General features: G+C 49.1%; 28 protein-coding genes, 1 tRNA gene and 3 pseudogenes. 21 read left to right on the top strand and 11 right to left on the bottom strand.

The features are described from left to right. Positions 1–154 precede the first annotated feature (154 nt). A complete protein-coding gene (locus tag OGX97_RS22170) occupies positions 155–2053 on the top strand; it encodes a methyl-accepting chemotaxis protein (RefSeq protein ID WP_020996691.1) in 1899 nt (632 codons plus the stop codon). Positions 2054–2129: 76 nt separating this feature from the next. Here the strand turns inward: OGX97_RS22170 and OGX97_RS22165 are convergent, their stop codons facing one another. Beyond that, complete coding sequence (locus OGX97_RS22165; RefSeq protein WP_235127043.1) at positions 2130–2738, bottom strand: DUF1062 domain-containing protein; 609 nt, start codon at positions 2736–2738, stop codon at positions 2130–2132. A 342-nt stretch (positions 2739–3080) separates the two neighbouring features. Next, positions 3081–4112: an isoaspartyl peptidase/L-asparaginase family protein gene (locus OGX97_RS22160; protein ID WP_235127044.1), complete on the bottom strand. Its 1032-nt coding sequence runs from the start codon at positions 4110–4112 to the stop codon at positions 3081–3083. Positions 4113–4425: 313 nt separating this feature from the next. On the opposite strand from OGX97_RS22160, the gene OGX97_RS22155 reads away from it, so the two are divergent. Then, a complete protein-coding gene (locus OGX97_RS22155; RefSeq protein ID WP_279850727.1) occupies positions 4426–5058 on the top strand; it encodes a DNA-binding protein in 633 nt (210 codons plus the stop codon). Positions 5059–5192: 134 nt separating this feature from the next. On the opposite strand, the gene torI is transcribed toward OGX97_RS22155, so the two are convergent. The 3 genes from torI to OGX97_RS22140 form a co-directional block, all read right to left on the bottom strand. Beyond that, positions 5193–5393, bottom strand: a complete 201-nt coding sequence (torI, locus tag OGX97_RS22150) for a response regulator inhibitor TorI (RefSeq protein ID WP_001163428.1) — start codon at positions 5391–5393, stop codon at positions 5193–5195. 124 nt (positions 5394–5517) lie between these two features. Further along, positions 5518–5862, bottom strand: coding sequence for a hypothetical protein (locus tag OGX97_RS22145; RefSeq protein ID WP_001281192.1), 345 nt, complete (start codon positions 5860–5862; stop codon positions 5518–5520). Positions 5863–5888: 26 nt separating this feature from the next. Beyond that, a complete protein-coding gene (locus tag OGX97_RS22140) occupies positions 5889–6056 on the bottom strand; it encodes a hypothetical protein (protein WP_235127045.1) in 168 nt (55 codons plus the stop codon). 177 nt (positions 6057–6233) lie between these two features. On the opposite strand from OGX97_RS22140, the gene OGX97_RS22135 reads away from it, so the two are divergent. From OGX97_RS22135 to OGX97_RS22100, 8 genes and pseudogenes are all read left to right on the top strand, one after another. Further along, positions 6234–6515, top strand: coding sequence for a CII family transcriptional regulator (locus OGX97_RS22135; RefSeq protein ID WP_286592729.1), 282 nt, complete (start codon positions 6234–6236; stop codon positions 6513–6515). A 456-nt stretch (positions 6516–6971) separates the two neighbouring features. After that, positions 6972–7262 carry a DUF1364 domain-containing protein gene (locus tag OGX97_RS22130; protein ID WP_235127046.1) on the top strand — a complete coding sequence of 97 codons (291 nt, stop codon included), beginning with the start codon at positions 6972–6974 and terminating at the stop codon, positions 7260–7262. Beyond that, positions 7259–7621, top strand: a complete 363-nt coding sequence (locus OGX97_RS22125; RefSeq protein ID WP_235127047.1) for a RusA family crossover junction endodeoxyribonuclease — start codon at positions 7259–7261, stop codon at positions 7619–7621. Before OGX97_RS22130 ends, OGX97_RS22125 begins: the two co-directional genes overlap by 4 nt. Then, positions 7618–7806, top strand: coding sequence for a protein ninH (locus OGX97_RS22120; protein ID WP_000994516.1), 189 nt, complete (start codon positions 7618–7620; stop codon positions 7804–7806). Before OGX97_RS22125 ends, OGX97_RS22120 begins: the two co-directional genes overlap by 4 nt. Continuing rightward, positions 7803–8425, top strand: a pseudogene (locus tag OGX97_RS22115) (antitermination protein Q). The gene OGX97_RS22120 and the pseudogene OGX97_RS22115 overlap by 4 nt, the downstream one beginning before the upstream one ends. Positions 8426–9092: 667 nt before the next feature. Then, positions 9093–9395, top strand: coding sequence for a phage holin, lambda family (locus tag OGX97_RS22110; RefSeq protein ID WP_306458515.1), 303 nt, complete (start codon positions 9093–9095; stop codon positions 9393–9395). An 8-nt stretch (positions 9396–9403) separates the two neighbouring features. Continuing rightward, positions 9404–9574 (top strand): DUF2635 domain-containing protein, encoded by a 171-nt coding sequence (locus OGX97_RS22105; RefSeq protein ID WP_130063682.1) that lies wholly within the window; start codon positions 9404–9406, stop codon positions 9572–9574. Beyond that, positions 9558–9896: pseudogene (locus OGX97_RS22100) on the top strand (phage tail sheath subtilisin-like domain-containing protein); the annotation flags it as partial. The gene OGX97_RS22105 and the pseudogene OGX97_RS22100, both read left to right, overlap by 17 nt. Positions 9897–10131: 235 nt before the next feature. On the opposite strand, the gene OGX97_RS22095 reads toward OGX97_RS22100, so the two are convergent. Then, complete coding sequence (locus OGX97_RS22095) at positions 10132–11223, bottom strand: acyltransferase family protein (RefSeq protein ID WP_235127048.1); 1092 nt, start codon at positions 11221–11223, stop codon at positions 10132–10134. 182 nt (positions 11224–11405) lie between these two features. Between OGX97_RS22095 and OGX97_RS22090 the strand changes: the two are divergent. Further along, positions 11406–11635, top strand: a pseudogene (locus tag OGX97_RS22090) (helix-turn-helix domain-containing protein); the annotation flags it as partial. A gap of 192 nt (positions 11636–11827) precedes the next feature. Here the strand turns inward: OGX97_RS22090 and intS are convergent. The 3 genes from intS to OGX97_RS22075 all read right to left on the bottom strand — a co-directional run bounded on the left by intS (position 11828) and on the right by OGX97_RS22075 (position 14242). After that, a complete protein-coding gene (gene intS, locus OGX97_RS22085; protein WP_235127589.1) occupies positions 11828–12985 on the bottom strand; it encodes a prophage integrase IntS in 1158 nt (385 codons plus the stop codon). 165 nt (positions 12986–13150) lie between these two features. Beyond that, positions 13151–13225 (bottom strand) — tRNA-Arg (locus OGX97_RS22080). Positions 13226–13300: 75 nt separating this feature from the next. Then, positions 13301–14242 (bottom strand): formate/nitrite transporter family protein, encoded by a 942-nt coding sequence (locus OGX97_RS22075; protein ID WP_060683482.1) that lies wholly within the window; start codon positions 14240–14242, stop codon positions 13301–13303. A gap of 288 nt (positions 14243–14530) precedes the next feature. On the opposite strand from OGX97_RS22075, the gene mlaA reads away from it, so the two are divergent. After that, entirely contained in the window at positions 14531–15286 is a 756-nt protein-coding gene (gene mlaA / locus OGX97_RS22070; RefSeq protein ID WP_003028190.1) for a phospholipid-binding lipoprotein MlaA, read from the top strand. A 59-nt stretch (positions 15287–15345) separates the two neighbouring features. Here the strand turns inward: mlaA and fadL are convergent, their stop codons facing one another. Beyond that, the gene (fadL, locus tag OGX97_RS22065) at positions 15346–16626 is read right to left on the bottom strand and encodes a long-chain fatty acid transporter FadL (protein WP_003028188.1); all 1281 of its coding nucleotides are present in this window, start codon (positions 16624–16626) and stop codon (positions 15346–15348) included. A 371-nt stretch (positions 16627–16997) separates the two neighbouring features. On the opposite strand from fadL, the gene OGX97_RS22060 reads away from it, so the two are divergent. From OGX97_RS22060 to sixA, 4 genes are all read left to right on the top strand, one after another. Next, on the top strand, positions 16998–17282 hold the full coding sequence (locus OGX97_RS22060; RefSeq protein ID WP_003834838.1) for a YfcZ/YiiS family protein: 285 nt from the start codon (positions 16998–17000) through the stop codon (positions 17280–17282). Between the two features lie 177 nt (positions 17283–17459). Then, positions 17460–18770, top strand: a complete 1311-nt coding sequence (gene fadI / locus OGX97_RS22055) for an acetyl-CoA C-acyltransferase FadI (protein ID WP_235127106.1) — start codon at positions 17460–17462, stop codon at positions 18768–18770. Beyond that, entirely contained in the window at positions 18770–20917 is a 2148-nt protein-coding gene (gene fadJ / locus OGX97_RS22050) for a fatty acid oxidation complex subunit alpha FadJ (protein WP_235127109.1), read from the top strand. The genes fadI and fadJ overlap by 1 nt, the downstream gene beginning before the upstream one ends. A gap of 208 nt (positions 20918–21125) precedes the next feature. Beyond that, positions 21126–21611 (top strand): phosphohistidine phosphatase SixA, encoded by a 486-nt coding sequence (gene sixA, locus OGX97_RS22045; protein ID WP_003028179.1) that lies wholly within the window; start codon positions 21126–21128, stop codon positions 21609–21611. A 74-nt stretch (positions 21612–21685) separates the two neighbouring features. Here the strand turns inward: sixA and smrB are convergent, their stop codons facing one another. Next, a complete protein-coding gene (gene smrB / locus OGX97_RS22040; protein WP_003839296.1) occupies positions 21686–22237 on the bottom strand; it encodes an endonuclease SmrB in 552 nt (183 codons plus the stop codon). Between the two features lie 166 nt (positions 22238–22403). On the opposite strand from smrB, the gene prmB reads away from it, so the two are divergent. From prmB to OGX97_RS22015, 5 genes are read left to right on the top strand one after another with little or no spacing between them, the layout of a single operon-like run. Beyond that, a complete protein-coding gene (gene prmB / locus OGX97_RS22035) occupies positions 22404–23336 on the top strand; it encodes a 50S ribosomal protein L3 N(5)-glutamine methyltransferase (protein ID WP_003028173.1) in 933 nt (310 codons plus the stop codon). 39 nt (positions 23337–23375) lie between these two features. Further along, the gene (aroC, locus tag OGX97_RS22030; protein WP_003834825.1) at positions 23376–24461 is read left to right on the top strand and encodes a chorismate synthase; all 1086 of its coding nucleotides are present in this window, start codon (positions 23376–23378) and stop codon (positions 24459–24461) included. A 3-nt stretch (positions 24462–24464) separates the two neighbouring features. Further along, positions 24465–25289 carry a penicillin-insensitive murein endopeptidase gene (gene mepA / locus OGX97_RS22025; RefSeq protein WP_032944099.1) on the top strand — a complete coding sequence of 275 codons (825 nt, stop codon included), beginning with the start codon at positions 24465–24467 and terminating at the stop codon, positions 25287–25289. Beyond that, the gene (locus OGX97_RS22020) at positions 25289–26098 is read left to right on the top strand and encodes a sulfite exporter TauE/SafE family protein (protein ID WP_003834821.1); all 810 of its coding nucleotides are present in this window, start codon (positions 25289–25291) and stop codon (positions 26096–26098) included. The genes mepA and OGX97_RS22020 overlap by 1 nt, the downstream gene beginning before the upstream one ends. Next, positions 26098–26646, top strand: a complete 549-nt coding sequence (locus tag OGX97_RS22015; protein ID WP_048234811.1) for an elongation factor P hydroxylase — start codon at positions 26098–26100, stop codon at positions 26644–26646. The genes OGX97_RS22020 and OGX97_RS22015 overlap by 1 nt, the downstream gene beginning before the upstream one ends. The last annotated feature ends 12 nt before the right edge of the window (positions 26647–26658 follow it).

Here is a 26658-nt window from a genome sequence, read left to right as displayed (position 1 = left end):
ATTTAGAGTTTTATTCTAATTGAAGTAATTAAATAGAGTTATCTTGGCAAAAATTTAATCTAAAAAACAAACAGTTGCCCATTGTTCAAATTTAAAGAGCCGCTTCTTTACGCCGATAACCATAATGAATATATGGATAATGGAGGGAAGTGGCATGTGGTGGGTTTATCGAATGCCGATGAAAATGAAGTTAATAATTGCGCTACAACCATTATTACTGGCGTTATGTTGGTTTGCTGGTTCAGGAATATTAACGCGCATTGAGACAGAACGGCAGATGGAGAATATTGCCCAACTGACAGCGCTCGCACGCAGTGCCGGAAATGTAGTGCATGAATTGCAAAAAGAACGCGGCATGAGTGTCGGGTTTCTGGGGGCTGAAGGGAAGACGTTCAAAGATGAGTTAAACGCACAGCGGGCTTTGACCGATCGCGAGATCGAGGTATTTGTGCGGTCACTGTCCGATACTGCCTTACCGGAAGGGGATGTCGCCACTTCTGTCGCTGCGTTTAAGAAAAATATTCTTTCGCTCGCTACCATCCGCGAAAACGTCACGCAGTTGGGGCTTCCAGCATCAGATGTGGTTAAGTTTTATACCAATGTCATTGCTGATGTGCTGAATTTTGTGGGTAGATTGGGGCAGTTGACGGATTCAGGCGAGATGGCAAACGCGTTCGCCGCCTACTACAACCTGCTGAATTTGAAAGAACAGGCGGGTATTGAACGGGCGCTGTTATCAAATATCTTTTCCTCCGGCCATTTCGCCGACGGACAGTTACATCAACTCAGTGATGTCGTCAGTAAACAGAACGTTTGGTTGGCAGAATCGTTACGTCTGAGTTCACCGGAACAGGCGGCCATGTTGAAAAGCCGCTTACAGTCAGCAGAAGCGTCAAAAGCCCTCGCATTTCGCGAGATCGCGTTTAACCATGTCGAGAACGGTGGATTTGGTGTCGATCCTACGGTCTGGTTTAAAGTACAAACCCAGCGTATTGAAGTAATGCGGCAGATAGAAAATGTGACAGCGAATCGTCTGTTGGCGAATGCAGAAAAACTCGCGCAAGATGCACGAAAAAACTGGCAAATATATATGGCTGTTAGCCTGTTAGCACTCCTGGCATCATTGACGTTCGCAGGGGCCATCGCAATCAATATGCACCGTCAGTTTAGTGACACGCTACGCAAGATTGCGGGTATGAATGGCGATCTGACTCAACGTCTGGCGACCCCGGGCAAAGATGAGCTTTCCTCACTTAATCGTGCCTATAACACGATGCTGGAAAGTATTCAGCATATCGTACAGGAGATTAAGCAAGGCTCCGTGGTTTTGTCCGATGCCAGCAGCAGTATTACGGCGGGAAATCAGGATCTGGCTCAACGTACAGATGAACAGGCTGCATCAATAGTAGAAGCTGTGGCCAGTATGGAGCAGCTATCAACTGCGATTACGCAAACAGCGGATAATGCCCGCGAAGCTGAGCATCTGACAATCAGACTGGAAAAAGAGGTCCGACAGGCCAGTAACGTTGCCAGTGCGGCGAACCAGAGCATGGGGGATATTCGCGCTTCCAGTGAGAAAATCTCGAATATTGTGACCTCGATTGATGATATTTCGTTTCAGACTAACTTACTGGCGCTGAATGCGGCAGTGGAAGCTGCACGTGCTGGAGAGATGGGCAGGGGGTTTGCTGTCGTAGCCAGTGAAGTGAGAAATCTTTCGCAGCGTTGCGCCAAAGAGGCTAACCAAATCCGTGAGCTGGTCGCGCAGAATATGGTCAAAATTAGTGAGGGTGTTGAGCGGGTTACTGCATCTGCTACCGCGCTGGAAGCTGCGGCGGATAATACCACCAGTATGAAGCAATATATTGCGGATATCGCTCGTGTGGCGACGGAGCAGTCACAAGGGGTAACCCAGATAAACCTGGCATTGCGACCGATGGAACAGGTCACACAGCAAAATGCGGCGTTGGTATCTCAGGCTGCGAGCGACAGCCAGCGGCTGGACAATCTGTCGGCAACCATGAAGGATCTGGTTAACCGTTTTGTTGTCTGACGTGATGCAGTTTAACCGACCCGGACAACATACCGGGTCGGTTAAGTCTCATCGCCTTATTGTAAGTTGCGTACTGTTAACGCTGGCTCAGAACAACTTTTCGCTGAGCACATAATATGACTACTGACAGCTTAAAATCCAATTGTCTTGTCATGAGTTTTCGGGATTTAAGTTCTTTCATCGTAACACCGCGAATATGACCTTCATCTATCAGTTTCTTTATCTCTGCAGTGCTGAGTAAAAGCTGTCGCTTCAATATCGATAGCACATTAATCTGAAAAGAATGGGAAAGTCTGATGCTGACGGTGACGTTCTGGCCGCTGTTGATGCTGACCTGCCACTGTTCCTGAATACGAAAATCAGGTTTACCTGCAAGCTCAGCATTATTCCGGTTCAGGGACGCTTTATCATTGGCAAAATAGTGAACTGTACTGGCATCGTTAGTGATAAATCGATGATACAGCTCGCGATTGATTTTGCTGACGTGAAGCCGTGAAAACAGCGAGATGTTCCATGTGTATTCGCAGTGGATGCATTTATAAATGCTCCAGATATCGAGCACTTTTTTTTGCGAATTGACTCTGAATGCTCCGGAAGGTGCGAATTCGCGTTTTACATTACATGATGGACAACGCTTAGCTATACGCTGGTACCCGACAGGGGTAACAGTCCATGTGACTTTCATACCGTACCTTTTTTAACCCAAATAAATTCGGATCCGTTTTGAACGAACCATCGTTTTTATGTGAGAAAAATATTTTTAAATATTTTTCAGTGGGTTAAGAAAAGATTTCTAACACAGTGACCCTTTCTGCCAACAAATGAATCTCGCGAGATTATCAGTGTGGATACACTCAAGTATATGAGTTCAATCAATATTTATTATGTTGCCCGGAGGGAGTGCAACTTATAGCGTCGGTCATCCTGGTAATTTCTTCCTGCAGGTATTCGAGGGGAGGTTGTTGAAAAGAGAAAGGGACTGACGTGAGTCACAGAGCATCCCCGCCTTTATGGCGGGGAAACATCATTAACGATAAATGGCTACAACAGGTTTTCCGTCATTACCTATGGTTCCCCGGTACATCCCTTCAGAATTGAAGGACATGGTGTAATTACCTGCTTTATCAAGCACAATAACCCCACCGCTGCCATTCAGCGCCTTAACTTCATCCAGGGCATTCTGTGCTGCGTCCTTTAAAGGGATATTGCGGTATTTCACTTGGGCTGCAATGTTATAAGCGGTAAGCGTGCGGATAAACATTTCTCCTGAACCGGTTGAGGATACCGCCACGGTTTCATTCTCGGCATAATTACCTGCGCCAATGATAGGTGAATCTCCTACTCGTCCGTAACGTTTGTTGGTCATTCCGCCTGTAGACGTTCCGGCAGCCAGATTACCTTCTTTATCCAGTGCAACAGCACCGACAGTGCCATATTTATAGTCATACATCATCGGATCAGCAAACAGAGCTGCGCTCTTTCCGTCGTGATCCAGGAGCACTTTTTCTTTTTTGATTGCATTCTGTAATTGCTGCCAGCGAAAATCAGTTTTGAAATAAGTCGGATCAACGATTGCGAGTCCCTGTTCTTTTGCAAAGGTATCCGCGCCTGTCGAGACCATGAGAACATGTGGACTTTGCGTCATAACGGCATACGCCGCATTAATTGGGTTTTTAACAGTGGTTACACCGGCAACGGCACCGGCTTTTCGGCTTTTCCCGTCCATAATGGACGCATCCAGTTCATTGCGGCCATCGTGGGTAAAAACGGCGCCTTTACCTGCGTTGAAGAGAGGGGAATCCTCCATAACATTAATCGCTTTCTGAACGGCTTCCAGGCTGCTACCGCCTTTATTCAGAACGGCATAGCCAGCATTCAGAGCTTCAGTGAGTTTTTCTGTATACTGCTTTTCTTGTTCTGGTGTGATGGTATCTTTTGTAATAGTACCGGCACCACCATGGATCACCAGCCGTATCGGCGATTGCGTGTCTCCCCATGCGGGAGTAGTTAGTAAGGTACATAGGGTCAAGGTAGCGATACAGGTCTTGATTCTGATCATATGAATAAATTCCTTTTTTCTAGGCGATGAATCATTTCGGACAATGTCACCGGTAATTTTTATTGTTACCGGTATTAACCAGCCTGCTTGGGAGTAGCTTCCCTGATGAGTAGGCTAAAAATTAATCATAGCTATATTTCAATAGTCATAATTCATGTGAATTGATTTTAGTCATAAAATATTTTTAATGATTGATTTACCAAATAATGAAGCGTTTCCGCAGAAGTTTCTCTCATTCCACTGACAATGCCTGCAGCCTGTCGGTGGTAAAGTGAGCAACCAATACCGAAATCTGGCCAGAAGGGAATTCAGTGTGACCGAGCGTATTGATTATCAGGCTGAAAAATACAGTTTTACTGAGGCGAGAGAGTGTTCCCGTCTTACCGGCCAGTGGGCTGATGTTATTGCTGAATGCCGGGAAATGAAGGCGGGGCCCCAAGAACGTCTGCGTATTGCTTTATTGAATGTGGACTACGTGACCAGCTTTGAGCTGCCTTTCCGCCTGTTATTACTCCGTACCCCGCAACTGATTGCCAGTGTGCGTGAAGAGCTGCAGCTTAGTCAGAAAAACGTCATCTTTAACGGCAAACGCTTTGGCTGTGTTTACAGCCTGAAAGCGAGTCTCGGCGGGATCCCGGATGAATTTCAGTACCACCTGTCACATCGCATCCGGCGCATTAGTCCTGCAGGTTCAAGCGAAGCGCCATATCAGCAGATTGCTAAAACAGTAAAAGCGCCGCGTGAACGTCTGAAGCTGGCACTGGAATCGGGCCTTGATGTTACTGCGCTGGACGGGCTTTTCTGGTTTGGCAGCCAGCGTATTGCCGCTGATGTGTTGAGGCTGAGAAAAGCAGGGATGTGGATAGCGACAAAGCAGACAATGGTGTCCGACAATCTTACTGCAACAGTGAGGAATGTGCCGTTTTACCGCCTGGCCCAGGGATGAACTGACTGGTAAATGAAAGAATTTTGACTGGATGCCTAAGAATTCATGGTGTCCCCTGCAGACATCTACTTGAAGCGGCAGGGGATTGATTGGAATGGTGTTTTTTAGATGTGAAAAATATTTTACCCGCTATTTTACCCATTGGCGCGGCTTAAGAGTTTATTTTTGAACTCACAATGGTCACGATATAACCATCTTGCTCGCCCGTGGATAACTTTGGCTTTAGGCAGGTCGCCGGACTTAATCCGGTCATAGATGAAGGTTTTACCAAAGCCAGTATCAGCCATGATGAATTTCAAATCAACCAGTGAATCAGGCTGTAGTTCGTGTTGCATGAGTGCTATCTCCGAATAGGGAATCGAACCTGCAAATCAGGCAATAAAAAACCGCATTGATGCGGCGATGGTAGGTCTGGATATCTTGAGAAATGAACAGGCCTCATCGAGTGTGAGGCTGTGGTTAGTCCTTGCGTAACTCGCTAATTCTTCTGTAAGTCTCTGGTGCTTTGTTTCCGTGTATCTTCATTTCAGACTTCAACAGAGCAACGAGGGAATCCCATTCGTTGAGGATGCCTTTGAATGCCGGAACGCGCTTTGCAACCTTGTCGAATGAATCTCTGATTTCTGGGATCTGCTCAACAAGTGCAACGCATCGTCGGAAATCGGCTGCGTCATGTGGAGCGCCGAAGTGATGACCATAGATATTCTTTTTCAGTCCACATGCGATTGAGGCAAGAGTTGCGCTACTGATGCCGACATCGCCAGTCGATTGCCATTTCAAAACCTTCATAGCCAAATCTGACATTTCTTGTCTCCAATAAAAAACCGCCATCAGGCGGCTTGGTATTCTTTCAGTTCTTCAATTCGAATATTGGTTACGTCTGCATGTGCTATCTGCGCCCATAGCATCCAGTGGTCATAGCAGTCATTGATGTTCTCTGCTTCGATAACTCTGTTGAATAGTTCTCCATTCCATTCACCTGTAACTCGGAAGTGCATTTATCATCTCCATAAAACAAAACTCGCCGTAGCGAGTTCAGATAAAAGAAAAGCCGCTTAGGACATTCCCGCTCTTACACATCCCCGCTCTGAAAAAGGGCATTACCAGAAACAAATCTCTATGGTTTTGCGTTTCTTTGCGAAGCCAACTCTATCTAATCATTAAGGAAATTATCTATGGGTACTATTGCAACTAAAAGCAAGAAAGCGGCTCGCATCGAGTCAGCCTTGCTGAACAAACTGGCACTGATGGGGCAGAAGACATTCGCTCGAGCGATGGGGGGTCCTGAATATCAGGTAAGCCGATGGAAGAATGGTTTCTTCTCGCAGGTAAGCATGATGCTGGCTGTTCTGGAATACGGAATCGAAGACGATGAAATGGCTGAGCTGACTAAGCGGCTTGCCAATTACCTGACAAAAGAAAAAGCCCCGAAGAACGGCGAATTCTTCGAGGCCTGATGTAGAAAGACTGGATCAATCCACAGGAGTAATTATGACAAAACGTCGTAAGAAATACCAGGAAAAAGAAGAGATTCGATAGCCGATACGGACAAATAACGTTTAAACATTTTCAAAACAATCCAACATGGGCTGCTGCGGCTGGATATGACTTTAATTATCTTGATTGTCTGTCAGTCGCATGTATAGCAACTGCCAATGTTGCTAACAACATAATCGATGAATTCTTGGATTTTCCAGACTATCAGGTCAGAGAGTTGCCTGCATTTTTTGTGAAAGTATCTGCTGCTACAGCTCTGTTATTTATTTTGTTATTCGCATATCCATTGCTTGCCGTATTTGTTTATGTGAGATGCAAGCACTCACAAAAGAAATACAGCGGAGAGCATACCGATATTACCAGCCAAAATATGCGTGTGTGGTTGAGGAGATGCTAAGAGAAATGTGGGAGACGTCATGGCTAACCTACGCAAAGAAGCACGCGGCAGAGAATGCCAGGTACGTATTTACGGCGTATGCAATGGTAATCCTGAAACTACAGTTCTGGCACATTACCGGATGGCTGGAATTTGCGGAACGGGAATGAAGCCTGACGACCTGATCGGCGCATGGGCTTGTAGTGACTGCCACGCGGAGATCGACCGACGCACCCGGATTCTCGACAACAAAGACGCCAGACTTTACCACCCCGAAGGCGTGATCAGGACGCAGGCGATACTGCTGAAGGAGGGGAAGATTAAGCCATGAACGAATATCAGTTTGTGCTTCCATACCCGCCGTCGGTGAATACCTACTGGCGAAGACGGGGAAGCCAATACTACATCAGCGATAAAGGCCAGAAATACCGAAAAGACGTTCAGCAAATCATCCGCCAACTTAAGTTAGACATTTTCACCAAATCACGACTCCGCATCAAAGTCATCGCAGACGTTCCAGACTCCCGCCGCCGCGACTTCGATAACATCCTGAAGGGTTTACTCGACTCCCTTATCCACGCCGGATTTGCGGAAGACGACGAGCAATTCGATGACATTCGCGTAATTCGTGGCGTGAAAGTACCAGGCGGAAGGCTTGGAATAAAAATCACCGAACTGGAGAACGTATGAACGCCACAATTCAAACGATACCAGAGCTTCTTATCCAGACACGAGGCAATCAGACCGAAGTGGCGAGGATGCTTTCCTGTGCAAGAGGAACAGTGCTCAAGTACAACCGAGACAGCAAAGGCGAGCGTCATGTAATAGTTAACGGCGTCCTGATGGTCAAACAGGGCAAGAGGGGAAGACGATGAGACTCGAAAGCGTAGCTAAATTTCATTCGCCAAAAAGCCCGATGATGAGCGACTCACCACGGGCTACGGCTTCTGACTCTCTTTCCGGTACTGATGTGATGGCTGCTATGGGGATGGCGCAATCACAAGCCGGATTCGGTATGGCTGCATTCTGCGGTAAGCACGAACTCAGCCAGAATGACAAACAAAAAGCTATCAACTATCTGATGCAATTTGTACACAAGGTATCGGGGAAATACCGTGGCGTTGCAAAGCTTGAAGGCAATACTAAGGCAAAGGTACTGCAAGTGCTCGCAACATTCGCTTATGCGGATTATTGCCGTAGTGCTGCGACGCCGGGAGCAAGATGCAGAGATTGCCACGGTACAGGCCGTGCGGTTGATATAGCAAAAACAGAGCAGTGGGGGAGAGTTGTTGAGAAAGAGTGCGGAAGATGCAAAGGCGTCGGCTATTCCAGGATGCCAGCAAGCGCCGCATATCGCGCTGTAACGATGCTAATCCCAATCTTACCCAACCCACCTGGTCACGCACTGTTAAGCCGCTGTATGACGCTCTGGTGGTGCAATGCCACAAGGAAGAGTCAATCGCAGACAATATTTTGAATGCGGTCACACGTTAGCAGCATGATTGCCACGGATGGCAACATATTAACGGCATAATATTGACTTTTTGAATAAAGTTGGGTAAGTTTGACCAAACGATGGGTTAATTCGCTCGTTGTGGTAGTGAGATGAAAAGAGGCTGCGCTTACTACCGATTCCGCCTAGTTGGTCACTTCGACGTATCGTCTGGAACTCCAACCATCGCAGGCTGAGAGGTCTGCAAAATGCAATCCCGAAACAGTTCGCAGGTAATAGTTAGAGCCTGCATAACGGTTTCGGGATTTTTTATATCTGTGTAACAGGTAAGAGCATTCTCCCTTATGGGGCTTGGCTTAAATGCACCGAGTGCTCTTTCCGTTGTGCTGAATTAAGCGAATGCCGGAAGCAGAACCGGATCACCAAATGCGTACAGGCGTCATCGCCGCCCAGCAACAGCACAACCCAAAGTGAGCCGTAGCCACTGGCTGTCCTGAACTCATCAGTGATAGTTATGCTGCGTCCTTCTACACATGACCTTCGTGAAAGCGGGTGGCAAGAGGCTGCGCTAACAACCTCCTGCCGTTTTGCCCGTGCATATCGGTCACGAACAAATCTGATTACTAAACACAGTAGCCTGGATTTGTTCTATCAGTAACCGACCTTATTCCTAATTAAATCGAGCAAATCCCTTATTGGGGGTAAGACATGAAGATGCCAGAAAAACATGACCTGTTAGCCGCCATTCTCGCGGCAAAGGAACAAGGCATCGGGGCAATCCTTGCGTTTGCAATGGCGTACCTTCGCGGCAGATATAATGGCGGTGCGTTTACAAAAACAGTAATCGACGCAACGATGTGCGCCATTATCGCCTGGTTCATTCGTGACCTTCTCGACTTCGCCGGACTAAGTAGTAATCTCGCTTATATAACAAGCGTGTTCATCGGCTACATCGGTAACGGGCCTGACGGCGATATCGAACATCACACCGAAATAACCCTTCCTTCCTGAGAATCTTCATGTTTGTGAAACCTGTTAAAGGGCAGTCAGTTCCTGACCCTGCCCGCGGCGACCTTTTGCCCGCCGAGGGGCGAAATGTTGATGAGAACAACTACTGGCTGCGCCGTGAAGCAGCGGGTGATATCCGGCGCGTGAATAAAAAGGTGAACACCGATGACGATAAGCTTTAACACCATTCCGTCGAATACGCTGGTTCCGCTGTTTTATGCGGAAATGGATAACTCGGCGGCGAATACTGCACAGGACAGCGGAGCATCGCTGCTGATTGGTCATGCCAATAACGGTGCAGAGATTGTTGCCAACAGTCTGGTGCTGATGCCGTCTGCAGACTATGCACGCCAGATTTGTGGTGCGGGAAGTCAGCTGGCGCGTATGGTCGAGGCTTATCGCCAGACTGACCCGTTTGGCGATCTGTATGTGATTGCCGTTCCGGAAGCCACAGGCGCGGCGGCAACGGTTACGCTGACGGTGGCCGGGGCGGCAAACCGAACCAGAATAGGAACGTTTGGGGAAGAGTTAGATTAAGGGATGAACTAATTGATGATTCATGCTTTTAATTACAACAGTGTAACTGGAGGTGTATTATTATAAAATAAAAAACGAGCGTGAGAAGGGGCAAAATAGACAATGGCAGCGCTTTTTATTTTGTGCTTTGAGTGTTTAACTCAAAGCACATGTTCTAATTATTTACTTTCGTATTTTAAGGAGTGTAGTTATGACCATTTGGTCAAACAAAACGTTTTAAAAATTCTGCGATGGGTTTTTCTATATACATATGAATGACGCTGCCAAGCGCACAACTTATTATAAAGTATATTCCAATATATAGAAATACATTGGAATAATCAATAAGTCCGAAAGACACAAACATATATGATACCCAAGCTGTAATTAAACCATGCGTCAAATATATGCTATATGAAGCATCACCGAGGAAAATAATAAGTTTAGCCGGTTTTATTTTACCTTCAAGGCTCAACGCTGCCCAGACACCATAAAAAGCGAAAAACCCCCATATCAAAGGACGGTGCCATTCCCCCCCCATGTTTGTTGTAATATTAAAGTATTCACATAATAAGAATGTGGGAATAAACAAAGTTAATATTGTAAGCGCAATTGTTTTTTTTAACATAGCGCCCAGTAAGTATAATCGATACATAAACATACCCATAGCAAATACGACCATTTCTGGTCTTGCCAGTGTTTTCATGAACGGAAAAATTTCGAATATGATGCTGTTATTTTGATAAGTTAAAATATTAGCTACTATGGATATAGTTAAAAATAAGATCTCTATATACTCTAACCTTGATAATTTGATAGCAATAAAAAATGCAAAAGAAGTATAAAACAAAAACTCAAGTTGCAATGTCCACCCTATACTTAGAATTGCATCGCGATGCCAGTGAGTGAATGTAATACTCTCAAGATACCACTGAAGACTGATTTTTGTTTCGGGCCACCAATAAGCAATAGGTGGAGTTGGGGAAGATATATAATGTTTTACTATGAAGGCTGATAGAACGCAAAGGGCGGTAATTAAAGCATATACCGGGATTATTCTTATTACTCTTCGCATAAAAAAATTCCCTGCAGATATTTTGAATTCTCCTTCTGATTGAGAGCCACCATATGCTACGTAAGGTATAATAAACCCACTAATTATGAAAAATATAATAACGCCAAATCCTCCCAGAGATGCAAGGATTTCGATATTCCCAATGCCATATTGTCCAAGTTCGGCATGTGCCAAAACCACCATGGCTGCAGCAATAAACCTTAGTGCTTGTATATTGAAAAGCGTTTTTCTTTTATTCATTTATATACTGACCCAATTTTGTAATTATGAAACTTTAATTGATTAGGTAAGCATACTAAATAACTGATAAAAATAATAGATCAATTGAAGGGAACACAATCAGGGTTGTACCATCTGCTAAACTCCAAATATTAAAAATCACTAATCCCAGTGCACTAATGGGGCTCTCCATGATGTACTGGGGACAATTGGACAAAATGGGAAGGGAAATGATTGTTGAGCGAACGCGGGCGGGATTAGCTGAGCACTCACTGGAGGTTGGATAGGTGGCCGTAGGCCAAACCTAACGGATGAGCAATGGGCGCAGGCCGGGCGACTAATTGCATCAGGAGTTCCTCGCCAGAAGGTGGCGATCATCTATGATGTTGGCGTATCGACTTTGTATAAGAGGTTTCCAGCCAGGGTTATATAAAACCGCAGATACGACGTATGCAGGACGCGCTGCGGCTGGCTGGTAAACTTTTAGATAGTGCGAGTATTGAATGATTTCCAGCCGTTACCGATTTTACTATGTTTTCAGTAGAACACTTAGACAAAACTGAGACACACAAAGCTTTGCACTGGATTGCAAGGCTTTGTGCTCTTCGATAGTGGTTAAGGTGGATCACTCCACCTTTTCATCAATCCAGTCCGCCCACCATTGCATCATTTCTCTGCGTTTATCGAGATACTGAGCATGGTTGTAAATCCCACGCACAGATCCGCCGTTGGCATGTGCCAGTTGCACTTCAATGGCGTCGGCAGGCCATTCGTGCTCGTTCATAATCGTGCTGAATTCATGCCTGAATCCGTGACCGCTTTCCAGACCCTCATAGCCGATTTGTTTGATCACAAGCAATACCGCGTTCTCGCAGATTTGCTTCTTCTTATCGTTGCGCCCGGCAAAAACAAACTCTGATACTGGTTTGGTGATTGAGTTTAGCGTAGTGAGAAGTTCAACTACCTGGTCTGACATAGGAACCACATGAATTTTGCGTCCTTTCATCACACTGGCGTCGATGGTGATAATCCTGTTTTCAAAATCGACGTTCTTCCATAGCATGGAACGAAGCTCTTTTGTTCTGAGGGCTGTGTAGCGTAAAACTTTGGTCGCAATGAGCGATACGATACTTCCTGAAAATGTTGCCAGTGCTTTGTTGAATGCCGGGATCTGGTCTGCAGGAAGAAACGGGAAGTTCTTCTTGCGGTATCCTTTCATGGCGTCTGCAAGGTCAGGTGCCGGGTTATATTTAGCCCTTCCGGTGACAATAGCGTAACGGAAAACCTCGCCGCATCTTCTGCGTGCTTTGTTGGCTCGCTCCATTGCCCCGCGATCTTCAAATCTGCGGATTACTTCCAGCAGTTGCATCGGCTCAATATTCTGAATTTCAAGGCCGCCGATGATAGGTAAAATGTCGTCATCAAACATTTTTGCAAGTTCAGTCGCATAGGCGGCTGACCAGACTTGCCTCTTATGCTCGTACCATTCCTTGTAAATCGCACTAAAGGAATTGTTGTTAGACGAAGCCTTTTTCGCCTTTACCGGATCGATGCCAACCGAGATGTCTTTCCTCGCAGTCCATGCTTTATCCCTTGCCTCTTGCAAAGTCATAAGCGGATATTTTCCGACGGTCAGGATTTTCTCCTTACCGTCAATCTTGTAGCGAAGCTGCCATACCTTTTTCCCTGACACAGGGACATAAAGGTACAGGCCATTACCATTGAGAAGGCGGTATGGTTTTTCTTTCGGCTTTGCTGCTTCAATCTGCTTAACGGTGAGCATGGGTAAAAATCCGTTGGGTAAAATTATTTTATCCACCGGATTTTTACCCGTCATGGAGTGCGGCTGTCAACGATCTGACGCGAACCATTACGAACTGTAAATCTACGGAAGGCTTGATATTCAGGGGATTTTGCGGACTGGAACGGATGAGAGCGAACTGATAAATGGTGTCCCCTGCAGGAATCGAACCTGCAACTAGCCCTTAGGAGGGGCTCGTTATATCCATTTAACTAAGGGGACGAAGCGGCACGAGTATAGCGTTTTTTACTCACAACGGTAAGTCTCAGGCCGCCCGACTGCTCAAACAGTCACCATTCAGGCCTGTTTTTTCTGGTTTTTCTGCTTTTGCTCATCATGCTTTGCTTGCAACCTGGCTTCTTCCTTGCGTTTGTTGCTCATATCATTGCGGATCTGCGCATGGCTCATAAGCGCGAAAATAAACGTTCCGCCACAGATATTCCCGGCGAGCGTTGGTAGCGCAAAGGGCCAGAAAAAATCACTCCAGTGCAGCGTGCCATTAAAGACCAAATAGAGAATTTCCACCGAGCCGACGACGATATGCGTGGTATCACCTAACGCAATCAGCCAGGTCATCAGAATAATGACCACAATTTTTGCCGCTCCGGCGGCGGGGAACATCCACACCATCGTGGCAATTAACCAGCCAGAAATGATGGCGTTGGAAAACATCTCTGTTGGCGTATTTTTCATCACATCCATACCAATTTTCACGAAGGCATCGCGGGTCTCTTCATCAAAAATCGGCATATGTTCAAACGCCCATGCGGCAACCCCGGTGCCAATAATATTACCCAGCAGAACCACGCTCCACAGGCGCATTAACAGGCCAAAATTGCCGAGGGTAGGGTTTTGCATCACCGGCAGTACGGCGGTGACGGTATTTTCGGTAAAGAGTTGCTGGCGGGCCATAATGACAATAATAAAACCGAAGGTATAACCGAGGTTCTCGAGTAAAAATCCCCCTGGCACGCCTTCCAGCTGTACGTGAAAAATCCCTTTAGCCAGTAGCGAGGCGCCCATCGACAGTCCTGCTGCGATGGCTGACCACAGTAGGGCCATCGCGTCGCGCTCCATCTCTTTCTCCCCATCCTGGCGAATATGTTCATGGATTGCCATGGCGCGGGAGGGGAGTCTGTCCTCATCAAGCTCTATCTTTTTTCCTGTTAGCTTTTCATCGCTTTCCACCTCGAGTTCGTCGCTGTGTCGATCAATCTTATCTTTCTTGATGTCATTCATGGCCGAATCCTGAATAAGCACGTATTGCTAAAGCGTAGCGGCTTTTGTCTGAAAATCAGCGGGAGAAAGTCTGAGATAGCAAAAATAGTAACGTTTGTTTTTATCGGGTTAGTTAGAATAGAACCGCCGCGGAGTGCGCATTACCAGGCTATGATCAAATCAGTAAGACAGGGTATATAGACATCATTTGACGTGCTGTTACAATCGCTCACATCTAAACAGGCGGATACGTCATCGTTCCGTCATGGATGGCAATCAGCGATAGCCATAAAACACAGGGAGACACTTATGAAGCTTCGCCTGTCGGCGCTTGCGCTGGGAACCACACTTTTGGTGGGGTGTGCGAGCTCCGGTACTGAACAGCAGGGGCGTTCGGATCCATTTGAAGGGTTCAACCGCACCATGTACAACTTCAACTTTAATGTTTTAGATCCATACGTTGTTAGACCCGTAGCTGTTGCCTGGCGTGACTATGTTCCGCAGCCGGCGCGTAATGGTTTAAGCAACTTTACGGGGAACCTTGAAGAGCCGGCCGTCATGGTCAACTATTTCCTGCAAGGCGATCCTTATCAGGGGATGGTGCACTTTACCCGTTTCTTCCTGAATACCCTGTTAGGTATGGGCGGCTTTATCGATGTGGCAGGTATGGCTAATCCGAAGTTGCAGCGCGTTGAACCACACCGCTTTGGCAGCACGTTAGGCCACTATGATGTTGGTTACGGGCCGTATATGCAGCTTCCGTTCTACGGTAGTTTCACGCTGCGTGATGACGGTGGTGATATGGTCGATACGCTGTATCCGGTACTGTCCTGGCTGACCTGGCCGTTGTCGATAGGCAAATGGACGGTTGAAGGGATTGAAACTCGCGCGCAATTGCTCGACTCTGACGGTCTGCTGCGTCAGTCTTCCGATCCTTACATCATGGTGCGTGAAGCTTACTTCCAGCGTCATGACTTTATTGCGAACGGCGGGAAACTCAAACCAGAAGAAAACCCGAACGCGAAAGATATTCAGGATGATTTAAAAGAGATCGATTCTGAGTAAGGAATTGGGCAAATAAAAAGGTGAGCTAAAAAGCTCACCTTTTTTACGTCTGAAGAAAATCAGAATGCGTAGTTGAAGTTTGTACCAAACAGCCAAGCTTTACCTTCAGAGTCGAAAGTATAGTTGCCTTCTTGCACTGTTACTTTTTGTCCGTGCATGTAAGACACACCGACGTCGATAGAAGCATCGTCATTGAACGCATAAGTTGTACCTGCACTCAACCACAGGCGATCCTGATCCGGAATCGAGATGGAACGCTTACTTGCTGGAACCGGGCTATCGTCATAAGCAATACCGGTACGGAACGTCCAGCTTTTATCCATATAGTAAGTCGTACCCAATGCAATGCGGTAAGAATCTTTGAAGCCTTCTTCTTTATAGAACAGTGTCTGTCCATTGGAACCTGTGGCTTTCAGCTCCTGGAACTGACTCCAGCTGGTATAGGCCATGCTGTAGTGGATAGCCCACTGTGGTGCGATACGGTTATAACCTGACAATTCCCACATTTCAGGAAGGTTTAGTGTCAGAGAACCCGGGACGGTGGCATTGGTCGTTCCCCATGGGAATGTAGTGCCAGCGCCAGGTATAGCGTTGGCCTGGGTACGGATGCCACTCTTATAATCGCCATCAAAATCAATTTTAACTTCAGAACGGTACGTTAAACCATAACGGTTATTTTTATCCAGTTCGTACAGAATCCCGGCGTTCCAACCGTAGCCCCATTCGTCCCCTTTCAGACTGGCAATTTTGTTGCTGACCTTCGGTAATGCAGCCGTCTGCTCGCCAGAATAACGTTCAATTTTTGCATCAGCATAAACGGCGTTAAAACCGAGACCGAAGCTCCAGCTATCATTCAGACGGTAGGCGCCGCTCAGGTTAAGGTTGACCGTTTTAAGGTCGGTCTTACCGCCGTATTCACCGACGATGTAGCTGTCGTTAAATTCGGTAGCCAGGCCATAGTTTGAGGTAACGGAAGCACCCCAACCAAACTGTTCGTTGATAGGCATCACGAAGTGAGCATTAGGAACCCACGCCGTAGGCGCGATGTTGTCCGCATCAGTGCTGCGTCCGGTGTATGGCGATTTACCGGAAATATTAACGTCTGGATCGATATACACCGCACCTGCTGAGAAAGTAGGGCGATCAAACATCATAATCAATGCCGGGTTACGACTGGCGTTACCTGCATCATCTGCAATTGCGCCTTCACCCGAATATGCCCGGCCAAGGCCAGAGGAAGAAAATTCGTTTAACTGAAAGCCTGCAGACCAGGCCTGTGTGGAGATAATTGCCACTGCGACTGCGAGAGCAGACTTTGTAAACAGGGTTTTCTGGCTCATGACCATAACCTCATAGATTTATTTTTATACAAACAATGTTACATGCCGTAACAGGAGCGCGAAGTGTAGGGTCTGAGGTACGACTTAGAAATCAGACCAGTGGCGTGAGTATAGGTCGGACCAGCTGGAATGTTGCAAGTATGTTTATAAATATTTTCAAATTTGATCAGAGAAACGCGATCCAGCTGGCAAAATTGCGGGGGTGCGCACTCACCTGTTTGGGCGATTTTTGTTTTAGATCATTTTTAAGTGTGATTTCGGTCACTTATCGCATTTCATACAATTAACGACTGGAGAGGCGAATAATGGGAGCGTAAAATATCCCTATCGTTTATCTGGCACCTCAGGTGCGAATACAGAGGAAATCTACAATGAGTAAATGCAGTGCTGATGAAACCCCGGTTTGCTGCTGTATGGATGTTGGCACCATCATGGACAACTCCGATTGCACCGCGTCCTACAGCCGTGTGTTCGCGAACCGCGCAGAGGCAGAAGAAACGCTGGCTGCTCTGACCGAAAAGGCGCGTGGCGTGGAATCTGAGCCTTGCCAAATCACCTCGACCTTTACTGAAGAGTCAGAAGGTGTGCGTCTGGATATCGACTTTGTTTTTGCCTGTGAAGCTGAAACGCTGATCTTCCAGCTGGGCCTGCGTTAATCCCCCTCTGCAAAAGCCCTTGCTATCAGATAGCAAGGGCTTTTTCGTAACTGTCAGTGATTATTCACTGTGTCTTAGCTCCCACTTTCTTTTCTCTCCGCTTGGCTAAATGTAAAAAATTGGTTAAGACTATGATCAGGTCAGACCACTTATTTTATTTTTTTACAGGGGAGTGTTATGAGTCAGGCTTTACCGCTGGTTACCCGCCAGGGCGACCGTATTGCCATTGTAAGTGGGTTGCGTACGCCATTTGCTCGTCAGGCTACCGCGTTTCATGGCATTCCCGCCGTTGATTTAGGAAAAATGGTCGTCGGTGAGCTGCTGGCGCGCAGCGAAATACCTGCTGATGTGATTGAGCAACTGGTTTTTGGTCAGGTGGTGCAAATGCCTGAAGCGCCAAATATTGCTCGTGAAATCGTGCTGGGAACCGGCATGAATGTGCATACGGATGCCTATAGCGTAAGCCGAGCCTGCGCGACCAGTTTTCAGGCAGTGGCGAATGTCGCGGAAAGCCTGATGGCGGGGTCTATTCGTGCGGGAATTGCGGGTGGTGCGGACTCCTCGTCAGTCTTGCCTATTGGCGTTAGTAAAAAGCTGGCGCGGGTGCTGGTGGATGTCAATAAGGCCCGGACTACCGGTCAACGCCTTAAACTCTTTTCCCGACTGCGTTTACGTGACCTGATGCCTGTGCCGCCAGCCGTCGCTGAGTATTCCACCGGTTTGCGTATGGGGGATACGGCTGAGCAAATGGCCAAAACCTATGGTATTACCCGAGAACAGCAGGACGCTCTGGCGCACCGCTCTCATCAGCGTGCCGCTCAGGCGTGGGCTGAAGGAAAGCTGGCAGATGAGGTAATGACTACCTACGCGCCACCGTTTAAAGATCCTTTATCAGAAGATAACAATATTCGCGGTAACTCTACGCTGGCCGATTACGCCAAACTACGTCCGGCGTTTGACCGCAAGCACGGCACTGTCACCGCAGCAAACAGTACCCCGCTAACGGACGGCGCAGCCGCCGTGATCATGATGACGGAGTCGCGTGCGAAAGAGTTGGGGCTGGTGCCGCTGGGGTACCTGCGTAGTTTTGCTTTTACCGCCATCGATGTCTGGCAGGACATGCTGCTGGGACCTGCGTGGTCAACGCCGCTTGCCCTGGAGAGAGCGGGTCTGACCATGGCAGATTTAACCCTAATCGATATGCATGAAGCCTTTGCCGCTCAAACGCTGGCGAATATTCAGTTGCTGGGTAGCGAACGTTTTGCCCGCGACGTGCTGGGCAGAGCACATGCCACTGGCGAAGTTGATGACAGTAAATTTAACGTGCTGGGTGGGTCGATTGCCTATGGACACCCCTTCGCCGCCACTGGTGCGCGCATGATTACCCAAACCCTCCATGAGTTACGACGTCGTGGCGGTGGTTTTGGTTTAGTGACCGCCTGTGCAGCTGGTGGTTTGGGTGCAGCCATGGTTCTGGAGGCGGAATAATGGAAATGGCATCGGCTTTTACACTAAACGTACGCCTGGATAACGTTGCTGTTGTCACCATTGATGTGCCCGGAGAGAAAATGAACACCCTGAAAGCGGAGTTTGCTTCTCAGGTACGGGCCATTCTGAAACAAATTCGCGATAACAGAGCATTGCGCGGCGTGGTGTTTATTTCGGCTAAACCCGATAACTTCATTGCCGGGGCGGATATCAACATGATTGGTAGCTGTCGCAGCGCGCAGGAAGCCGAAACGTTGGCCCGTCAGGGGCAGCAAATGATGGCTGAAATCAATGCCTTGCCGATCCCGGTTATCGCCGCGATTCATGGCGCATGCCTCGGCGGTGGCCTGGAGATGGCGCTGGCGTGCCACAACCGTATTTGTACCGATGATGTTAAAACCGTACTGGGTTTACCGGAAGTACAACTTGGCTTGTTGCCCGGCTCCGGTGGTACGCAGCGGCTGCCGCGCTTGATTGGCGTAAGTACCGCACTGGATATGATCCTCACCGGAAAACAATTACGCGCAAAACAGGCGCTGAAAGTTGGTTTAGTGGATGAAGTTGTACCGCATTCCATTTTGCTGGAAGCAGCCGTTGAACTGGCTAAAAAGGACAGTTCTGCGCATCGAACACTGCCCGTGAGAGAGCGAGTGCTGGCGGGGCCGCTGGGGCGGGCGCTGTTGTTCCGCATGGCCAGTAAAAAGACGGCGCAAAAAACGCAAGGTAACTACCCTGCAACAGAACGTATCCTTGAGGTTATAGAAACCGGGCTAGCGCAAGGCAGCAGTAGCGGTTACGACGCTGAGGCACGTGCGTTTGGTGAACTGGCGATGACATCCCAGTCTCAGGCGCTACGGCACATCTTTTTTGCCAACACCGATGTGAAAAAAGATCCCGGAAGTGATGCGAAACCTGGCCCGCTAAACAGCGTAGGTATTTTGGGGGGCGGTCTGATGGGCGGTGGTATTGCCTACGTGACGGCCTGTAAAGGCGGCTTGCCTGTGCGCATCAAAGATATAAACGCTAAGGGAATCAACCACGCGCTGAAGTATAGCTGGGATCAGCTTGAAACGAAGGTTCGCCGCCGTCATATCAAAGCCAGCGAACGCGATAAACAACTGTCGCTGATTTCGGGATCAATCGACTACCGTGGCTTTGCGCATCGCGATCTAATTATTGAAGCCGTGTTTGAAGATCTGTCGCTAAAACAACGGATGGTGACAGAAGTTGAGCAAAATTGCGCACCTCATACTATTTTTGCTTCTAACACCTCATCTTTGCCCATTGGCGATATTGCTGCGAACGCTGCAAGGCCCGAACAAGTGATTGGTTTACACTTTTTTAGTCCGGTGGAAAAAATGCCGTTGGTCGAAGTGATCCCGCATGCCACGACCTCTGAGCAGACGATTGCAACTACCGTTAAGTTAGCGAAAAAACAGGGCAAAACGCCGATAGTGGTCAGAGATAAGGCCGGCTTTTACGTTAACCGCATTTTAGCGCCTTATATTAACGAAGCGATTCGTATGTTGACCGAAGGCGAGCGGGTCGAAACCATAGACGCCGCGCTGGTTAAGTTTGGTTTTCCAGTTGGGCCAATCCAACTTTTGGATGAGGTCGGAATTGATACGGGCACTAAAATTATACCAGTGCTTGAGGCTGCATATGGAGAACGTTTTAGCGCGCCTGCAAATGTTGTTGCTTCAATTTTGAATGACGATCGCAAAGGTAGAAAAAATGGTCGGGGTTTCTATCTTTATGGTGCGAAAGGGCGTAAAAGCAAAAAACAGGTCGACCCTGCAATTTATACGCTTATTGGCGTCCAGGGTCAGGGCCGGCTTACCGCCGTGCAGATAGCTGAGCGGTGCGTCATGTTAATGCTCAATGAAGCAGCACGCTGTTTCGACGAGAAGATAGTCCGCAGCGCGCGTGATGGCGACATCGGCGCTGTATTTGGTATTGGTTTTCCGCCATTCCTCGGCGGCCCGTTCCGGTATATGGATTCTCTCGGCGCGGGTGAAGTGGTTGCGACTCTGAAACGGCTGACCACGCAATACGGCTCGCGGTTTACACCGTGTGAGCAGTTATTGCAGATGGCGGAACGCGGTGAAAAATTCTGGAATACTGGGGAAACTGACCTGAATTCATGAGGTCAAACGTAGGATGAATCCGCACTGAATGTATGGGTCTCGCTCAAAATGTAAACAGAGATTGACTATACTTACGCCGTTGAGGTAAAAAACAGCGTTTCATTCGGTGAATGGATAAGGCACAATGCCGGCCACCATATCGTTACCACAGCCAATAGGGGCTGTGAATAAAGGTAGTGGTGATTCTGGTTAACAAAAGCGGTGCAATATGCAAGTTTTTATCATGCGTCACGGCGACGCAGCCCTCGATGCCGCCAGTGATTCGGTTCGTCCCTTAACCTCTTGTGGTTGTGACGAATCTCGCCTGATGGCGAACTGGCTGAAAGGTCAAAAAGTGGATATCGAACGTGTTCTGGTGAGCCCGTTCCTACGAGCCGAACAAACGCTGGATGTGGTGGGGGAGTGTATGAACCTGCCAACCGGTGTTGATGTTTTGCCGGAGCTGACTCCCTGCGGCGATGTCGGTCTGGTCAGCGCCTATTTACAGGCTCTGGCCAATGAAGGTATCGCCACGGCACTGGTTATCTCTCACTTGCCTTTAGTGGGATATCTGGTGTCTGAGCTTTGCCCTGGTGAAACACCGCCGATGTTTACCACATCAGCGATTGCCAGCGTTACGCTTGATGAGAGCGGGAAGGGTACTTTTAACTGGCAGATGAGCCCGTGTAACCTGAAAATGGCAAAAGCGATTTAAACAGGCCGGATAAGGCACAGCCGCCACCCGGAAAATCAAAGAGCCGCAAATGCGGCTCTTTTTGTTTTTCTGCATCACGGAAGTTCGGGCGGTAGCCACTCTTCCACTTCAATCAGCACCAGCAGCGCGGCGTCGCCACCGTACTCTTTCGGTGCCTGATGAAAGGCCATTACGTGCGGATGCTGGGCCAGCCAGAGCGGCGTCTGCTGTTTCAGAATATGTTTTCCGTGGCCATGCATCACGCAGGCGCAAAATACATGCTCACGGCGACAGGCGGCAATCAGCGCGCCTAACTCTTGTTTGGCCTGTTGCTGGGTCAGCCCATGCAGATCGAGAAACAGCTCCGGAGAGTAATCGCCACGGCGCATTTTCTTCAGCTCGAAATGGCTGACGTCGGCGCGCAGGTATCTTACCGGGCCGTCCGTATTCAGCAGCGGCTGAAACTCATCCGAGAAATAGTGGCTGGCATCAGCCTGCTCCTGTAGCAGTCTTTTAACCGGAACCTCGGCAATTTTTTTACGTGGAGGTCGGTGAACGATGGTGTCCTGTTTAATTTTACGCGTGCCGGTCATCAGCTGGCGAAACAGCGTCTGATCCTCCTCGCTGAGCGATGTTTTCTTTTTCATTCGAGAGTCTCAACTTTTATTTTCCGTTAGTTTAACCCGACTCGGCGGGCATCCGATCGCTTAAAACGCAATTTTCGCGTTCAGGCCCCGTGTGAATGCTGATTTATCGCCGTCTTCGTGGCAAACTAGCCGCCGAAATTAATACGAGCATGCCCTGGAGGAATACGTGGATAAAATTTTCGTCGATGAAGCAGTGAGTGAACTGCATACCATTCAGGACATGTTGCGTTGGGCGGTCAGCCGTTTTAGCGCGGCGAACATCTGGTATGGCCATGGCACGGATAACCCATGGGACGAGGCCGTACAACTGGTGCTGCCGTCACTTTATTTGCCGTTGGATATTCCAGAAGATATGCGTACCGCGCGTCTGACCTCCAGCGAGCGTCATCGTATTGTTGAACGCGTGATTCGCCGCGTCAACGAGCGCATTCCGGTTGCTTATCTGACCAACAAAGCCTGGTTCTGCGGGCATGAATTTTATGTTGATGAACGCGTGCTGGTTCCACGTTCACCGATTGGCGAGCTTATCAATAACCGCTTTGCGGGCCTTATTAATGAGCAACCGCAGCATATCCTCGATATGTGTACTGGCAGCGGCTGTATTGCCATTGCCTGCGCGTATGCTTTCCCGGAAGCCGAAGTCGATGCGGTGGATATTTCCACTGACGCGCTGGCGGTGACCGAACACAACATTGAAGAGCACGGCCTGATCCATCACGTAACGCCGATCCGCTCCGATCTGTTCCGCGATCTGCTGAAAGTCCAGTATGACCTGATTGTGACCAACCCGCCGTATGTCGATGCGGAAGATATGTCCGATCTGCCAAACGAATATCGCCACGAACCTGAGCTGGGTCTGGCGTCCGGCAGCGATGGGCTGAAACTGACCCGCCGCATTCTGGGGAACGCCCCGGACTACCTGTCAGATAACGGTATTCTGATTTGTGAAGTCGGAAACAGCATGGTACATCTGATAGAGCAATATCCGGATGTACCGTTCACCTGGCTGGAGTTCGACAACGGCGGTGACGGCGTATTCATGCTGACCAAAGAGCAGTTAGTTGCTGCTCGCGAGCACTTCAGTATTTATAAAGACTAATTACACGCGCACATACACAACACGCATAACGGAGCCGTGATGGCAGGAAACACAATTGGGCAACTCTTTCGCGTAACCACTTTCGGCGAATCACACGGGCTGGCGCTCGGTTGTATTGTCGATGGTGTTCCGCCGGGCATTTCTCTGACAGAAGCTGACCTGCAGCACGATCTCGACAGACGCCGTCCGGGCACATCGCGCTACACTACGCAGCGTCGTGAGCCGGATCAGGTGAAAATCCTCTCCGGGGTGTTCGAGGGCGTTACCACAGGCACCAGCATTGGCCTGCTGATCGAAAATACCGATCAGCGTTCACAGGATTACGGCGCGATTAAGGACGTTTTTCGTCCGGGACACGCCGACTATACCTATGAGCAAAAATATGGCCTGCGCGACTACCGTGGCGGCGGACGTTCATCCGCACGTGAAACGGCGATGCGCGTGGCGGCCGGAGCGATAGCCAAAAAATATCTGGCGGAAAAATTCGGCGTTGAGATCCGCGGCTGCCTGACGCAGATGGGTGATATTCCGCTGGAGATCAAAGACTGGTCCCAGGTGGAACTTAACCCGTTCTTTTGCCCGGACCCGGATAAACTCGAAGCGCTGGACGAACTGATGCGCGGGCTGAAGAAAGAAGGTGACTCAATCGGAGCGAAGGTGACCGTTGTTGCACGCGGTGTACCTGCGGGTCTCGGCGAACCTGTATTCGACCGCCTGGATGCTGACATCGCCCATGCGCTGATGAGCATTAACGCCGTTAAGGGCGTTGAGATTGGCGATGGATTTGACGTTGTTGCGCTGCGCGGCAGTCAGAACCGCGACGAAATCACCAAAGAAGGTTTCCAGAGTAACCATGCGGGCGGCATTCTGGGCGGGATCAGCAGCGGGCAGCAAATCATTGCTCATATGGCGCTGAAACCGACGTCCAGTATTACCGTTCCTGGGCGCACTATTAACCGCTTTGGAGAAGAAGTCGAAATGATCACTAAAGGTCGCCACGATCCGTGCGTAGGGATCCGCGCCGTACCGATCGCCGAGGCGATGCTGGCGATCGTATTGATGGATCACCTGCTGCGTCAGCGGGCGCAAAATGCGGACGTGAAGACCGATATTCCACGCTGGTAAGAGATGAAAAAAACGGCACTTGCGGCGCTGGCTCTGTTTGCCAGTACCGCCTGTCTGGCGGCGACGCCCTGGCAGAAAATTACCCATCCGGTTGCAGGAAGCGCGCAGTCTATCGGCGCGTTTTCCAATGGCTGTATTGTTGGCGCAGATACGCTGCCTGTCCAGTCAGAACACTATCAGGTGATGCGCACCGATCAGCGTCGTTACTTTGGCCATCCGGATCTGGTGAGGTTTATCCAGCGTCTGAGTTATCAGGCCAATAGTCAGGGACTGGGCACGGTATTAATCGGCGATATGGGTATGCCGGCCGGTGGGCGATTCAATGGCGGTCACGCCAGCCACCAGACGGGACTGGATGTGGATATTTTCCTGCAACTGCCGAAAACGCGCTGGACCCAGTCGCAACTGCTGCGGCCGCAGGCGTTAGATCTGGTCTCACAGGATGGTAAACGTGTTGTGCCGTCACTGTGGAAACCGGAGATTTTCAGCCTGATCAGGCTGGCTGCAAAAGATAATGAAGTAACGCGTATTTTCGTGAATCCGGCGATTAAGCAACAACTTTGTCTGGATGCAGGGACCGACAGGGACTGGTTGCGTAAAGTGCGGCCGTGGTTCCAGCATCGTGCGCATATGCACGTGCGGTTACGTTGCCCTGCCGACAGCCTTGAGTGCGAAGATCAACCGTTACCGCCACCGGGTGACGGCTGTGGCGCAGAGCTGCAAAGCTGGTTCGAACCTCCAAAACCTGGAACTACCAAGCCTGAGAAGAAGACACCGCCGCCGTTGCCGCCTTCCTGCCAGGCGCTACTGGACGAGCATGTACTCTAATGGATCATTTTGCCTCTCTGTTTATGGTGTCGCCACTGCTGTTAGGTGTGCTTTTTTTTGTGGCGATGCTGGCAGGTTTTATTGATTCTCTGGCCGGAGGTGGTGGTCTACTCACCATCCCGGCATTGATGGCGGCCGGGATGCCACCTGCGCAAGCGCTGGCAACCAATAAGCTGCAAGCCTGCGGGGGATCTATCTCTTCCTCCCTCTATTTTATTCGTCGGGGTGTGGTTAATCTGGCGGATCAGAAGCTCAATATCTTCATGACCTTTATCGGCTCAATGAGTGGCGCGCTGTTGGTTCAGCACGTGCAGTCAGATGTTCTGCGCCAGATCCTGCCAGTATTGGTTATCTGTATTGGCCTTTACTTTCTGTTGATGCCGAAAATCGGGGAAGAGGACCGACAGCGCCGACTGCACGGTTTGCCTTTCGCGCTGGTGGCCGGGGGCTGCGTCGGCTTTTACGATGGCTTTTTTGGTCCGGCGGCAGGGTCATTCTACGCGCTGGCTTTTGTCATGCTGTGCGGATACAACCTGGCGAAATCGACGGCCCACGCCAAAGTATTAAATGCCACATCGAATATCGGTGGGTTGTTGCTGTTTGCCCTCGGCGGCAAAGTGATTTGGGCGACAGGTTTTGTGATGCTCATTGGCCAGTTTATTGGCGCACGGATGGGCTCTCGACTGGTACTCAGCAAAGGACAAAAACTCATTCGGCCAATGATCGTTATTGTCTCCGCCGTGATGAGCGCCAAGCTACTTTATGATAATCATGGACAGGAGATTCTCCACTGGCTGGGGATGAACTAATGAATAATACGCATCACTACGAACAGTTAATTGAGATTTTTAACGGCTGCTTTGCCGATGAATTTAATACCCGTCTGATTAAAGGCGACGACGAACCGATCTATCTTCCAGCGGATACGGAATTACCGTATCACCGTATCGTTTTTGCGCATGGTTATTACGCCAGTGCGTTACACGAAATTTCACACTGGTGCATCGCCGGTAAAGCCCGTCGTGAACTGGTCGATTTCGGTTACTGGTACTGCCCGGACGGACGCGACGCGAAGACACAATGCCAGTTTGAAGATGTGGAAGTGAAGCCGCAGGCGTTTGACTGGTTGTTTTGCATGGCGGCGGGCTACCCGTTTAACGTCAGTTGCGACAACCTGGAAGGGGACTTTGAACCGGATCGCGTGGTATTCCAGCGCCGTGTTCATACTCAGGTGATGGAGTACCTGGAAAAGGGGATCCCTGAACGTCCGGCGCGTTTCATTAACGCGTTACAGAATTATTATCACACGCCTGAACTTACGGCGGAACAATTCCCGTGGCCCGAAGCGCTCAACTGAAGCCGCTGCCAC

Source organism: Citrobacter sp. Cpo061 (assembly GCF_030332845.1).
Classification (GTDB): Bacteria; Pseudomonadota; Gammaproteobacteria; order Enterobacterales; family Enterobacteriaceae; genus Citrobacter; species Citrobacter portucalensis.
Note: the sequence above shows the minus strand (reverse complement) of the source record. Positions and strands in the feature narration are given on the sequence as shown.

Bases quoted from the DNA above. Each gene is read 5' to 3' on its own strand.
- OGX97_RS22140 (WP_235127045.1), bottom strand. From the start codon at position 6,056: ATGCACTTCCGAGTTACAGGTGAATGGAATGGAGAACTATTCAACAGA.
- mepA (WP_032944099.1), top strand. From the start codon at position 24,465: ATGAAAAAAACGGCACTTGCGGCGCTGGCTCTGTTTGCCAGTACCGCC.
- torI (WP_001163428.1), bottom strand. From the start codon at position 5,393: ATGCAACACGAACTACAGCCTGATTCACTGGTTGATTTGAAATTCATC.
- OGX97_RS22170 (WP_020996691.1), top strand. From the start codon at position 155: ATGTGGTGGGTTTATCGAATGCCGATGAAAATGAAGTTAATAATTGCG.
- OGX97_RS22165 (WP_235127043.1), bottom strand. From the start codon at position 2,738: ATGAAAGTCACATGGACTGTTACCCCTGTCGGGTACCAGCGTATAGCT.
- smrB (WP_003839296.1), bottom strand. From the start codon at position 22,237: ATGAAAAAGAAAACATCGCTCAGCGAGGAGGATCAGACGCTGTTTCGC.
- fadJ (WP_235127109.1), top strand. From the start codon at position 18,770: ATGGAAATGGCATCGGCTTTTACACTAAACGTACGCCTGGATAACGTT.
- OGX97_RS22105 (WP_130063682.1), top strand. From the start codon at position 9,404: ATGTTTGTGAAACCTGTTAAAGGGCAGTCAGTTCCTGACCCTGCCCGC.
- sixA (WP_003028179.1), top strand. From the start codon at position 21,126: ATGCAAGTTTTTATCATGCGTCACGGCGACGCAGCCCTCGATGCCGCC.
- OGX97_RS22130 (WP_235127046.1), top strand. From the start codon at position 6,972: ATGGCTAACCTACGCAAAGAAGCACGCGGCAGAGAATGCCAGGTACGT.
- intS (WP_235127589.1), bottom strand. From the start codon at position 12,985: ATGCTCACCGTTAAGCAGATTGAAGCAGCAAAGCCGAAAGAAAAACCA.
- OGX97_RS22120 (WP_000994516.1), top strand. From the start codon at position 7,618: ATGAACGCCACAATTCAAACGATACCAGAGCTTCTTATCCAGACACGA.
- OGX97_RS22110 (WP_306458515.1), top strand. From the start codon at position 9,093: ATGAAGATGCCAGAAAAACATGACCTGTTAGCCGCCATTCTCGCGGCA.
- OGX97_RS22060 (WP_003834838.1), top strand. From the start codon at position 16,998: ATGAGTAAATGCAGTGCTGATGAAACCCCGGTTTGCTGCTGTATGGAT.
- OGX97_RS22135 (WP_286592729.1), top strand. From the start codon at position 6,234: ATGGGTACTATTGCAACTAAAAGCAAGAAAGCGGCTCGCATCGAGTCA.
- OGX97_RS22075 (WP_060683482.1), bottom strand. From the start codon at position 14,242: ATGAATGACATCAAGAAAGATAAGATTGATCGACACAGCGACGAACTC.
- OGX97_RS22015 (WP_048234811.1), top strand. From the start codon at position 26,098: ATGAATAATACGCATCACTACGAACAGTTAATTGAGATTTTTAACGGC.
- OGX97_RS22160 (WP_235127044.1), bottom strand. From the start codon at position 4,112: ATGATCAGAATCAAGACCTGTATCGCTACCTTGACCCTATGTACCTTA.
- mlaA (WP_003028190.1), top strand. From the start codon at position 14,531: ATGAAGCTTCGCCTGTCGGCGCTTGCGCTGGGAACCACACTTTTGGTG.
- fadI (WP_235127106.1), top strand. From the start codon at position 17,460: ATGAGTCAGGCTTTACCGCTGGTTACCCGCCAGGGCGACCGTATTGCC.
- OGX97_RS22145 (WP_001281192.1), bottom strand. From the start codon at position 5,862: ATGTCAGATTTGGCTATGAAGGTTTTGAAATGGCAATCGACTGGCGAT.
- fadL (WP_003028188.1), bottom strand. From the start codon at position 16,626: ATGAGCCAGAAAACCCTGTTTACAAAGTCTGCTCTCGCAGTCGCAGTG.
- OGX97_RS22095 (WP_235127048.1), bottom strand. From the start codon at position 11,223: ATGAATAAAAGAAAAACGCTTTTCAATATACAAGCACTAAGGTTTATT.
- aroC (WP_003834825.1), top strand. From the start codon at position 23,376: ATGGCAGGAAACACAATTGGGCAACTCTTTCGCGTAACCACTTTCGGC.
- OGX97_RS22125 (WP_235127047.1), top strand. From the start codon at position 7,259: ATGAACGAATATCAGTTTGTGCTTCCATACCCGCCGTCGGTGAATACC.
- OGX97_RS22020 (WP_003834821.1), top strand. From the start codon at position 25,289: ATGGATCATTTTGCCTCTCTGTTTATGGTGTCGCCACTGCTGTTAGGT.